The sequence below is a fragment of the Deltaproteobacteria bacterium HGW-Deltaproteobacteria-4 genome, from assembly GCA_002841765.1.
GTDB lineage: Bacteria > Desulfobacterota > Desulfuromonadia > Desulfuromonadales > UBA2197 > UBA2197.
Genome location: PHAV01000016.1, coordinates 96,814 through 107,210 on the forward strand (window position 1 = coordinate 96,814; position 10,397 = coordinate 107,210).

The 10,397-nt window shown below is 55.7% G+C and carries 11 protein-coding genes; 9 read left to right on the plus strand and 2 right to left on the minus strand.

Going from position 1 to position 10,397, the window contains the following annotated elements; all coding sequences use genetic code 11:
* Positions 1-101: 101 nt before the first annotated feature.
* The 5 genes from CVU69_11240 (at position 102) to CVU69_11260 (ending at position 4,196) form a co-directional block, all read left to right on the plus strand.
* Positions 102-392, plus strand: a complete 291-nt coding sequence (locus CVU69_11240) for a hypothetical protein (GenBank protein PKN11719.1) — start codon at positions 102-104, stop codon at positions 390-392.
* A gap of 158 nt (positions 393-550) precedes the next feature.
* Positions 551-1,990, plus strand: coding sequence for a hypothetical protein (locus CVU69_11245; protein ID PKN11720.1), 1,440 nt, complete (start codon positions 551-553; stop codon positions 1,988-1,990).
* Positions 1,981-2,406, plus strand: a complete 426-nt coding sequence (locus CVU69_11250) for a DUF454 domain-containing protein (protein ID PKN11721.1) — start codon at positions 1,981-1,983, stop codon at positions 2,404-2,406. Before CVU69_11245 ends, CVU69_11250 begins: the two co-directional genes overlap by 10 nt.
* 89 nt (positions 2,407-2,495) lie before the next feature.
* A complete protein-coding gene (locus CVU69_11255; protein ID PKN11722.1) occupies positions 2,496-3,485 on the plus strand; it encodes an SAM-dependent methyltransferase in 990 nt (329 codons plus the stop codon).
* 114 nt (positions 3,486-3,599) lie between these two features.
* Positions 3,600-4,196 (plus strand): hypothetical protein, encoded by a 597-nt coding sequence (locus tag CVU69_11260; GenBank protein ID PKN11723.1) that lies wholly within the window; start codon positions 3,600-3,602, stop codon positions 4,194-4,196.
* 86 nt (positions 4,197-4,282) lie between these two features.
* Here the strand turns inward: CVU69_11260 and CVU69_11265 are convergent, their stop codons facing one another.
* Both CVU69_11265 and CVU69_11270 read right to left on the minus strand, forming a co-directional pair.
* Positions 4,283-5,131 (minus strand): hypothetical protein, encoded by an 849-nt coding sequence (locus CVU69_11265; protein PKN11724.1) that lies wholly within the window; start codon positions 5,129-5,131, stop codon positions 4,283-4,285.
* A 171-nt stretch (positions 5,132-5,302) separates the two neighbouring features.
* Positions 5,303-6,526 carry a phosphodiesterase gene (locus CVU69_11270; protein ID PKN11725.1) on the minus strand — a complete coding sequence of 408 codons (1,224 nt, stop codon included), beginning with the start codon at positions 6,524-6,526 and terminating at the stop codon, positions 5,303-5,305.
* A gap of 286 nt (positions 6,527-6,812) precedes the next feature.
* Here CVU69_11270 and CVU69_11275 point away from each other — a divergent pair, with 286 nt between their 5' ends.
* The 4 genes from CVU69_11275 to CVU69_11290 all read left to right on the plus strand — a co-directional run bounded on the left by CVU69_11275 (position 6,813) and on the right by CVU69_11290 (position 10,396).
* Entirely contained in the window at positions 6,813-7,232 is a 420-nt protein-coding gene (locus tag CVU69_11275) for a hypothetical protein (GenBank protein PKN11726.1), read from the plus strand.
* A gap of 8 nt (positions 7,233-7,240) precedes the next feature.
* Positions 7,241-8,122 (plus strand): hypothetical protein, encoded by an 882-nt coding sequence (locus CVU69_11280; protein PKN11727.1) that lies wholly within the window; start codon positions 7,241-7,243, stop codon positions 8,120-8,122.
* Positions 8,123-8,256: 134 nt separating this feature from the next.
* Positions 8,257-9,006: a hypothetical protein gene (locus CVU69_11285; GenBank protein PKN11728.1), complete on the plus strand. Its 750-nt coding sequence runs from the start codon at positions 8,257-8,259 to the stop codon at positions 9,004-9,006.
* A gap of 325 nt (positions 9,007-9,331) precedes the next feature.
* Positions 9,332-10,396, plus strand: coding sequence for a two-component system response regulator (locus CVU69_11290; protein ID PKN11729.1), 1,065 nt, complete (start codon positions 9,332-9,334; stop codon positions 10,394-10,396).
* Position 10,397 lies beyond the last annotated feature (1 nt).

Below are 10,397 nucleotides of genomic sequence, written 5' to 3' on the forward strand. Positions count from 1 at the left end.
ACCTCGGCTACATCATCCCCTTGAACTTGTAGCGTCAGCTCTACCCAAGCAGCCATGGGTCAAAATCCGCAGCAGTTGCCGCCCATAACTGGCGGGACGGGGTGCTGACGGTCTTTGTCCCGCACACTACCGCCGGGGTGACGATCAACGAGAATGCCGATCCGGATGTAGCGCGCGACATGGAGGGATTCTGTGAATCCTTGGTGCCGAACAGTAACAACTTCCGCCACAGCGAAGGGAACTCCGACGTCCATATCAAGGCGAGCCTCTTCGGCTCATCGGTGCAGGTTATTGTCCGTAACGGAACGCTATGGCTGGGGACGTGGCAAGGGATCTACTTCTGCGAATTTGACGGCCCGCAGGATCGCAAAGTCTATCTGGCTTTCAACTAATCCACCTCTTGGCACCACTCAGCCCCGCCGCTCATCTCCTCACCAAACGCAGAGAACATTCTTGACACCTGTCGAGAGTTGTTCCTAATATCGTCAATCCTGTTCAGCCCTTACAACCATCGAATCTGCATCCTTCCCCAACCACAGGCATCCATTTCATGCGAAAACATTTTCTGATTTTATCTATGGCGCTCTTCCTGACCCCTTTGAGCGCCTTTGCCCAAGGGCTTGAACTGAACCTGGGAATGGAGATGCTCGCCAAAAAACAGTCTGATATTGAGGGAATGCACCAGCTTTCATTAATTTATCGCACGGAGAGCGGCTATTACTTCGGGCAAAGCCTTTACTCGTCAGCTATTGGTTCGGGCGGAGGATTTTTCGCAGGAGGAGTAGAGGCAGGGCTCTCGGGGAAACTTGGCCCTGACATCGTCTGGGATCTCGGGCAATTCGTCGGTGGCGGCGGCGGGGCATCGCAGGTGGCAGGTGACGGTTTGATGCTTAGAACTCACGCCGCCCTTCTCGTCCCCGTCGGCAAGATCAATCTGGGTCTGGGCGCATCGTGGATCAAAATCAGTGGCAGCGACATCTCGACCCCTGCCTACGGGCTTTACCTCTTTCAACCTTTAGACCTCAGGATCACGGCTGGCCGCCCGGATGCGGCGCTGCCGGCTGAATCCGGCACAGAAATAAAGTCCTTCAAACCCATCTACTCGATTTACCTGCCGCAAAACCGCACCAAGCGCTCAGGGGGAACGCTGGACCGCATACATCTGATCGGCGGTGAATTTGCGTTCGCTTCCTCTGCCCGATCCGAGACCTTTATTCAGGCCAACGGTGCGGTGGCCGGCGATGCGGAAGGTTACGCGGATTGGTTTATCGGAAAGCGCTATTTTTACCGTCAAGGCCGCCTGCACCCCTATGCGGAAATTGGCATTGGAACGGCAGGCGGCGGCGACGTGGACACCGACGGAGGTCTGATGTCCATGGCTGGTCTGGGCGCGCGTTATAATTTTGCGACCGGCATCGCCCTGGAAGCCGCACTCGGCGCGCGGAGTTCCCTTGAGGGGGGATTTCTGGCCCTCACCCCCCATATCAAGGCTTCACTTCCCTTATCTCAACTGCCTTCGGGGCGGAATAAGCGAAGCGTCCACTGGCAGTTGAGTACGGGCCTGGCGCTGCAAAAGCCGAATCCTGGGTACTGGAAGGGTCATAAACATTCCAGCCCATCTCCCATCATGTTCGAAACAGCCATAGACTTTTTTATCAGGGAGCACCTGTACCTGACGGGTCAGGGTTACACCGCGATCCTGGGTGATGTCGGAGGTTATCAGGTTGGCTTATTGGGAATCGGCTACCAAATTGATTTTACGAAGAATTTTTCCCTTTCCATTGAGCCGTTGATCGGGGCGGGAGGTGGTGCAGGCGTTGACACTCAAGGTGGACTTCTCCTTGCGTATCGCGTTGACACCGACTTCTGGCTCAACAACAGCGCGGCGATATCTTTTGGCTTTGGGCAGATCACGACAGTAAAAGGAGGCGGGATGAGCCCTGACACCTACCATGTTGGCGTAAAGCTTCCGTTTTCTTCATGGCACTGATTAAACCGCGGCGGAGGACTACTCCCCCAACTCCATCCCGGCTGCTGCGCGCCCTGTTCCTTGGAATCGGGGTCCTGTCAACGACTCTCGGCGTCCTCGGCATCTTCCTCCCCCTCCTCCCGACCGTACCGTTGCTGCTGCTGGCGGCGGCCTGTTTTGCGCGCAGTTCGCCGCGCTGCTACACTTGGCTCCTTGATCATCCCCGCCTTGGCCCGATGGTGAGCGATTACCTCGACGGCAACGGAATTCCCCTGCGGGCCAAGGTCTGGGCTATCCTCCTGCTGTGGATGTCGATTTCTCTCTCGGCTCTGTTCCTTGTCCCCATTCTACTGGTTCAGATGGCGCTTTTTTCCGTCGCCGCCGGCGTCACCCTCTATCTGCTGCGCCTGCCGACCCGCAATGAAGACGAGAATTGACCCGCCTGATCCTCTCGTTTATTCTCATTATCAAGCCATAACGCCGCTGATCCCCCATAGCGAAATCAAAGCAACGCAAGGAGTCTCCCATGGACCAATCTAACTGGAACCCTGCCGAACTGCTAAAACTCTCGGGCGGTTACTGGAGCGCCTGCGCCCTGCACGCCGGGGTGAAACTCGACCTTTTCAGCCAGACCGGGACGGCCGCGGACCTCGCCCAAGCCACCGCCTGCGATGTGCGCGGGCTGGAAATGCTGCTCAATGCCCTGACGGCGTTGGGGCTGCTGAACAAAGATGGAGAGCATTATGCGCCGACCGCCTTTGCCGCCGAATACCTGGCCCGCCACTCTCCCCGCTACCTCGGCTACATCATCATGCACCACCATCACCTCATGGCCGGCTGGTCGCGCCTCGACGAAGCGGTGCAGAGTGGCGCCCCGCTACGGGGACCGATCTCCCACGCCGGCAGCGCCGCCGAACAGGAAAACTTCGAGATGGGGATGTTCAATCTCGCCATGCAGATCGCCCCGAGTATTGTCGCCAAAGTCGATCTGCACGACCGGCAGCGCCTCCTCGATCTCGGCGGCGGCCCCGGCACTTATGCCATCCAGTTCTGCCAAGCCAATCCGCAACTGATCGCCACCGTTTACGATCTCGCTACCACCCGCCCCTTTGCAGCAAAGACGATCACGAACTTCGGCCTCGACGACCGCATCACCTTTGTTGCCGGCGACTTCATCAGCGACGACGTCCCGGGTGGCTTCGATGTCGCCTGGCTCTCCCACATCCTGCACGGTCAGGGACTGGAAGGGTGTGCTGTCATCCTGCAGCGGGCGGTTGCGGCCCTCGAACCGGGGGGACTGCTGCTGGTGCAGGAGTTTATCCTTGACGACAGCATGGGCGGACCGCTCTTCCCGGCCCTCTTCTCCCTCAACATGCTGCTCAACACCCCGCAGGGACAGGCCTATTCGCAGGGACAACTGGAAGCGATGCTGCGTGCGGCAGGCGTCGGTTCGATCCGTCGGCTGGAGCTCGATCTCCCCAACGGCGCCAGAGTACTCGCCGGGATTGTCGCTTAGCGGCCAGTTTTAAAAAATAATAAAGGACTTGTTAGCTTTTCCAAAATCTTCTGCTATCATTTTCCAGGTATAAAATTTGGTTTTTTGAAGCAACCCAACAACAGGAGGAAGATTATGAAAAAAATTTGGATTGTGGGATTGGCGATGGCGTTAATGTTAGGCGGCGGGGTTTCATCAGCCTTGGCCGCGCCCTACGTCTCAGGGGCTTTCGGACTGGTTTCTGCGAGTGATTCCGACGTCAGTGAGCCCGGATTTTCTGCCGAACTGTCATTTGATCCGGGATTCGGCTTTATCGCTGCCATCGGCAATGGCTTTGACGGACTGCGCGGCGAAATTGAAATGGCCTATCGCACCAACGATATAGATGAAGTTTCTTTTCAGGGGCTTAACGCCTCCGTCAATGGGGACATAACCTCCCTCGCTGTTATGGGTAACCTATTGGTTGATCTTGCTGTCAGTGAGACTGTCCGGCCTTTTCTCGGCGCCGGGATCGGACTGGCCAATGTCGAAGTCAACAGTAATGATCTCGGCGACGAAGACGACACCGTCTTTGCCTACCAGGCGATCGCCGGTCTCGGTTTCCCCTTGACCCATGTCACCACCCTCGATCTGCAGTACCGCTACTTCGCCACCGCCGACGCGGATTTTGATGGTACCGATGTTGAGTACCAAACCCACAATTTCTTCGCCGGTCTGCGCTTCGATTTCTAACTGGAGCCGGAACCTTCTTCGTACCCACAGCCCGCCTCGCGCGGGCTGACTTTTTCCTTCCCCTCTGATCCCCGCCTCCTGGTTGCTCAACGCCCCGCGGACTCTTCCCTGATCACCTGCCAGGCAATTTCCGGGATCACTTCGTCAAGGACACGACCGGAAGTGATAGCCACCCGGTGCGCGTCCTCCAGACTGGTCAGATTCTTCTCTGCCAAAACTGCCTGCAGGGCTCCTAACTCGCGTCCGACCAACTCGGTGGCGCGGGTGACGATCTTCTCTTTATTTGCCAGCAAGCGTTCATAGTAACCCTGAAGAATTCTTGCCCGCAACGCCGTCGCAACCCCTTCCAGTACCAACTCGCGCCAGAGCGGCGTGCCCGGTTCCGGATAATCGGCCTGCCAGGCCCGTTCGATGCCGCGGATCAGCTGCGCGCTGCGTGCTAACTCGTAATTGACGAAATCATTTTTCATTTCCCGGTACTTGAGCTGCCGGCGCCGCTCGAAGCCGGCTTCTTCCTCAATCGGGTCGCGTTGGGTTGTCTCAGGCCAGGCTTCATTTTGCGCCGCCAACTGTCTTTCCATTTCATCCCAGGCCCCCCCTCCCGCTTCATGATGGAAGCGGCGGAGAATGCTGCTGCGACAACAAAGCATCACCTCCGGAACAGAGCGCTCTTTAGCAACTTTCTCTACACACTCCTGAAGAAACGTTGCCAGCGCGTCAAGAGTCGGAGGATCGATCCCGGTCGCAAGCTTACGATGCATGGCAAGAATGTCGTTGAGAATCCGGGCATGAGCCTCGCCCATGCGCCGCACACGCTCCTCGGCATGCGCCGCTGGCGACGATACCGTTCCACTCGCCGCCGCCTGCTTCTGTTGGCGTAAATCCTCAATTTTTCCGTTCAGCTGCTGCAGGGCCGCATTAAAAGAATTTTCCATTTCCGCCAAAGAGGAAGATTTTTCCGCCACCTCAACATCTGGCTGCGGAGACCTACCAAAGAGCTGTGAAATCGCGTCGAAAATGCTATGACCATTTCCTGTTGAACTATTTTTCATAAAGACCTCGCATTGTTCATCGCTAAAATATCGCTGTTGTAGCTGTTAAATCGTTTAATGACCGACCGCCGCCGATTGACAGCCGTCAAGGTGACTGGCAACAAAGTCGACCAGCTGTGGGTCGATTTCCAAATCTCTCTCCATCTGTCGCAGCAACTGCAAAATTTCAGGAGGCGGCAAAGGCTGCCGGTAAGGGCGATTCTGGGCAAGGGCTTGATAGATATCGGCGACCTTTATGATGCGGGATTCTAACGGAAGTTCTCCGGCAAGAGCATGAAACGGGTAGCCGCCACCATCGAGCGATTCGTGATGCTGGGAGGCCCAGCGTGCCACTTCTTCCAGACCGATGACTCGCTTGAGAATCTGGTAAGTCGCAAAGCTGTGCTTCTTCATAATTGCCCGTTCATAAGGGGTCAGCTTGAGGGGACTTTCCAGAACTTCGTCGGGGATCTGCAGCTTGCCGATGTCGTGCAGCAAGGCAGCGACTTCGAGGCGATCAAGATGTTCACCCCGAAGACCAAACTCTTCCCCCATAAAACGCGCAACGCGGGCCACTCCATGCGAATGCTCACTGGTGAAGTGGGACTTAGCGTCGACGACGGCGGCGACAATCGATCCTAATTGCTTGAGATTATCGAGGCCGATCTGCGCTTTATCGGCGCTGCGGTTTATATCGTTGACGTACTGCGGGATAAAATCGTTGTCAAGAATCAGCCAGAAGGCTTCGGCCTGGGCGGCGGCAAGAAAGGCGTCGACCAGTTCCGGAGCGAAGAAGGTGCCGCGATAACGATTAATCCGCGCACAGATCTCCTGCACATGGAGAAGCAGAGAGTTATCGGTATAATAAGGATGAGCACTGACATCGATCCGGTCGGCAAGGTAGATGAGATTGGTGAAGCGAGCAATGTCAGGATCGATGTTATCACGCTGAAGATCCTGCCAGTGAGTGTGATGATAACGCACAATCGGCGCAAGATGGGCCAGTGGCGAAAAATCCTTGAGCAGCTCATAGCCGCGTTCACCATGGAGACTTGCTCCGGCCCAATCCAACTCATTCACCAAACGACAGTGCAGACGGGTCGAGGAGACACCGATGTCGTGAAGCAGGGCAGCATCAAAGAGCATCTGCTGCTCCGACTCACTCCAACCGAGATTTTTAGCGCATTCGACGGCAAGGATGGCAACACGTCGACCGTGCAGAACATCGTCCACCCCGACCAAGTCGATTGCCCGGGCGATGAGGAGCACTACCTGCCGCAAATCGATCTGCAGAGCCATACTTTTTCTTTCCAATGCCGAAGTGACAATCTGCGGTGATTCCGCGACTTAACGTAGCAATGTTAAATATACCTGAACACCGCACATCTGCAACTGCCGACGAGTAAAATCCCCCTTCCTTTCCTGTGATCAAAAAAGCTGACCCCCCCGACTTGACTCCGGCACTTTCCCTGCTATTTATCATTAAAGAGATCTATTTTACGGGCAGGCGCTGAGAACGCATGCATCAGCACAAGAACCGGGCAGGACAATCCTTTTTCCCGCCCCCTATTCAAGGAGACAAATCATGATCAAGAGATGTCAGGGCTTTCCTCTACTCCTCCTCGCTTGCATTCTGTTTGCCGGGGTGGCTTCCTTGGCAGCGGCAGTCGACACCGAGAACGTGACGACACCTGCCCAACTACAACTGCGAGAGCAGCTACGTGACCAGGATCAGCGGCAGCTGATGTTGCAAGATCGTGAGCGCTTGCAAATCCTCATGCAAGACCCGGCAATGCGGCAGGAGATGCTGAATAACCGCGAAATGATGCAGGAGATGATGAAGAACAAGGAGACGCGACAACTGCTGTCAGGGAACCAGGAGATGATGCAGGAAATGATGCAGCACCGTGAAATGCATCAGCAGATGATGCAGTATCCTGAGATGAAACAGAATATACCGAAGCAGCAGATGCACCCTGCCGGTTCCGGCATGCAGAAGAAGTAGCCGCGAGAGTGAACCCTTCCCTGTTTCGCCGAGTGGTGGTCCCTACCCTGATTCTGCTCCTGGCATCTGTCGCTGGGGGGGAGGAGCAGCCTGCTCTGTCCCGGGGGGGAGAATGGAGCATCGGCATTGGGCTCGATGTTGCCAGCGGGACTTATGGCAACGAGACGAAGACACGTTTCGTTGCCGTTCCGATCATTCTGCAATATACCCCTACGCCGCGCTGGTCTCTGGAGTTGGGTCTGCCTTGGGTTTACCAAAGTAACAGCGTGACAACTTACGGCAGCGTTGGCGTCTCCCGTGAACAGATGTCGAGCCCGGGCGGCCGTTTGTCGTTAGCGGCCGCCGGTAGCCACAGCGGCGGACCCGGGGGATCGGGGCCGATGAATCTCGACCCGGATAAAGCGCAAAGCGGCATCGGCGACGCCACCATTTCCGCTGAGTACGTTCTTGTAGAAGAGGGGGCGCGGCAACCCCGGATCGGCGCCCTTCTTTACCTGAAAATCCCCCTCGCCAATGAAGAAAAAGGTCTTGGTACCGGAAAATTCGATGAAGGCGTCGGTCTTGCTTTGGCAAAAACGTTCGGACTGACCAGCTATTTCGTCCGCGGCAGCTATATTTTCCGCGGGGATAGTGCAGAATACGACCCTGAGAACTATCTGAGTTATGCCCTCGGTATCGGTTACCTGATCAATTTTGATCTGCAGGCCGCACTCGCACTTACCGGCGCCACGAAACCCTTTGCTGGTGCGCCGGCCCCCCTCGAAGCCCAAATCCGAATAAACTATCGGATCTCGGAACAGCTCAGTCTGGGCGGATCTCTAGGACATGGCCTCAGCGACGGGAGCCCCGATATAGCCGCAGGGATCGTCATCTTACGTTCATTTAATTGATAAACCTTTCCCTCCAGATTGCATCGCCCCAGTCATTTAACTTATTCTAATTGACACCGCTCCCACTTATCTTTATATCTTCCCTTGTGCTATTTATCCCCACACGCCCACAAACATTAAACAAGGAGAAGACGATGAAGTCCCTGACAAGAATTGCCGTCCTTATCGCCGCCTTATTATTAACCTTCTGCGTCCCACTTCTTGCTGCACCGTATCAGGAAGTCGACACCCTGCTGCTCAAAGCGATGCTGGACAAAGACAAGAACATCCTCCTCGTCTATCCGTTGAGCAAGATTGAGTACAACGACCTGCATATTGCCGGCTCAATCTTTATCCCCCTCGAAAACCTAAAAGAAAAGCTCCCCGCCGATCTCACCCGGCCGATCGTCTTCTATTGCCTTGGAGAGAAGTGCACCGCTTCCTGGCGCGCAGCAGAAATTGCCGCCAAGCTCGGCTACCAGCAGGTCTATGCCTATCGTGCCGGCATGCCGGCCTGGGTCGCCGCCGGGTATCCAACCGAGTCGATCGAAGCATTGCCGAAGATGCAGGTCAAGAAGATCTCCACGGATGAACTGCAACAGCGCTTGCAAAATGATTCCAATTTCGTCCTGCTCGATACCAGCCTGGAAGGAGATACCGAAAAGTTTCGGATCGACTCACCGAAACGGATCTACATCCCGTTTGAGGAACTTCATGATCGCTACCGCGAAATCCCCCGCGACAAACAGATTGCTGTCATCTGCCTGAAGGGCACACGCGCCCCGACAGCGGTGCGTTTTCTCGCCACCAAGGGCTTCAGCAATGCCGTTATAGTCGAAGGCGGGATTGATAAATGGATCAAGGAGAAAAAACCCGTCGTGCGAGGGCCTGGTTCAAAGAACTAACACCCTGACAACATAATCCAATTCCAGACCAGCCCGCCCTGCGAGGGCTGGTCTTTTTCATCCTGTCCCTGCCCCCTGCCCCGAAATACGTTAAAAGCCCTTCCTCTCAGTCCTGCCCGACGGTTATACCGCCATTCCTTTATTGACCTGCCCCGCGCACTTGTCTAATATCTTCCGCAGGATGCGCAACCAGAAAAAGAAGGTGGAGGAATGAACCCTCGTCACTGCCATCTGCCAGGACCAGAGCGCATGCCACCTGCGAACAGAGACTTGGGATGAGGAATATCTGAACGGGAAGCAACCACGACATCGGAGATATTTATTCATGGAAACAGATAAAGGAGCCCGCTCCTCAAGCATTCTCGTGGTCGATGATGACAAATATGTTCTCGAAACACTCCTCCTGCTCCTCAGCGACCGTGGCTACCGGGTCTTTACGGCGAGCAACGCCTTTGAAGCCCTGGAATCTCTTGCAACAAGGGACGTCCAGATAGTACTGACCGACATCAATATGCCGGAGATGGATGGAATCGAACTCGCCGGCAGAATTCACGAACTCCATCCCGACATACCGGTCCTGATCATGACCGGCTTTGCCGAAGTAGAGGTGGCGGTCAGTGCGCTGAAGCGCGGCGCCTTCGACTTTATCTTCAAACCGATCAACCATGATCAGCTGCTTCATTCTCTCGACAAAGCTGCGAAATTTTGGGAGATGAAGGCCCTTGAAAAGAACTATCGGCAAGAACTCGAAGCCGAAGTAAAGAAAAAGACGGAAGAGTTGACGGAACTCAACCATGAGGTCATCCACCGACTGAGTGTGGTCGCTGAATACCGTGATACGGATACCGGCCTTCACAACTGCCGGATAGGACGTTTTTCCACCCTCATTGCCACCGGCCTCGGCCTGCCGAGCGCCCATATCGAGATGCTCTCTTTGGCTAGCAGTCTCCATGATATCGGCAAAGTTGCGGTGCCGGATAGTATCCTGCTGAAACCCGGCGCGCTGACCGCCGAAGAGTTTGCCGTGATCAAGAGTCACACAGTGATCGGGGCGAAGATGCTGGGAGGCTCAACGCACGCCATTCTCCAGATGGCCGAACTCATCGCCTTGAATCATCATGAGCGCTGGGATGGCGGCGGCTACCCGAACGCCCTCCAGGGCGAGGCCATCCCGATTGAAGGGCGCATCGTCATGCTCGCCGATCAGTACGATGCTCTGCGCGCCCAGCGTCCTTACAAGACGCCGTACAACCACGAAGAGGCGTGCAGGATTATCCTTGAGGGGGATGGACGCACTCTCCCGAGTCATTTTGATCCCCGGGTTCTTCAGGTCTTTCGCGAGAGGCACCGAGAATTTATTCAGGCCTTTGATGCCCTGCTCGACTGTTAAG

Excerpts from the sequence above, each read along its gene's own strand:
- CVU69_11290 (PKN11729.1), top strand. The coding sequence starts at position 9,332 with ATGGAAACAGATAAAGGAGCCCGCTCCTCAAGCATTCTCGTGGTCGAT.
- CVU69_11275 (PKN11726.1), top strand. The coding sequence starts at position 6,813 with ATGATCAAGAGATGTCAGGGCTTTCCTCTACTCCTCCTCGCTTGCATT.
- CVU69_11270 (PKN11725.1), bottom strand. The coding sequence starts at position 6,526 with ATGGCTCTGCAGATCGATTTGCGGCAGGTAGTGCTCCTCATCGCCCGG.
- CVU69_11265 (PKN11724.1), bottom strand. The coding sequence starts at position 5,131 with ATGGAAAATTCTTTTAATGCGGCCCTGCAGCAGCTGAACGGAAAAATT.
- CVU69_11250 (PKN11721.1), top strand. The coding sequence starts at position 1,981 with ATGGCACTGATTAAACCGCGGCGGAGGACTACTCCCCCAACTCCATCC.
- CVU69_11245 (PKN11720.1), top strand. The coding sequence starts at position 551 with ATGCGAAAACATTTTCTGATTTTATCTATGGCGCTCTTCCTGACCCCT.
- CVU69_11285 (PKN11728.1), top strand. The coding sequence starts at position 8,257 with ATGAAGTCCCTGACAAGAATTGCCGTCCTTATCGCCGCCTTATTATTA.
- CVU69_11260 (PKN11723.1), top strand. The coding sequence starts at position 3,600 with ATGAAAAAAATTTGGATTGTGGGATTGGCGATGGCGTTAATGTTAGGC.
- CVU69_11255 (PKN11722.1), top strand. The coding sequence starts at position 2,496 with ATGGACCAATCTAACTGGAACCCTGCCGAACTGCTAAAACTCTCGGGC.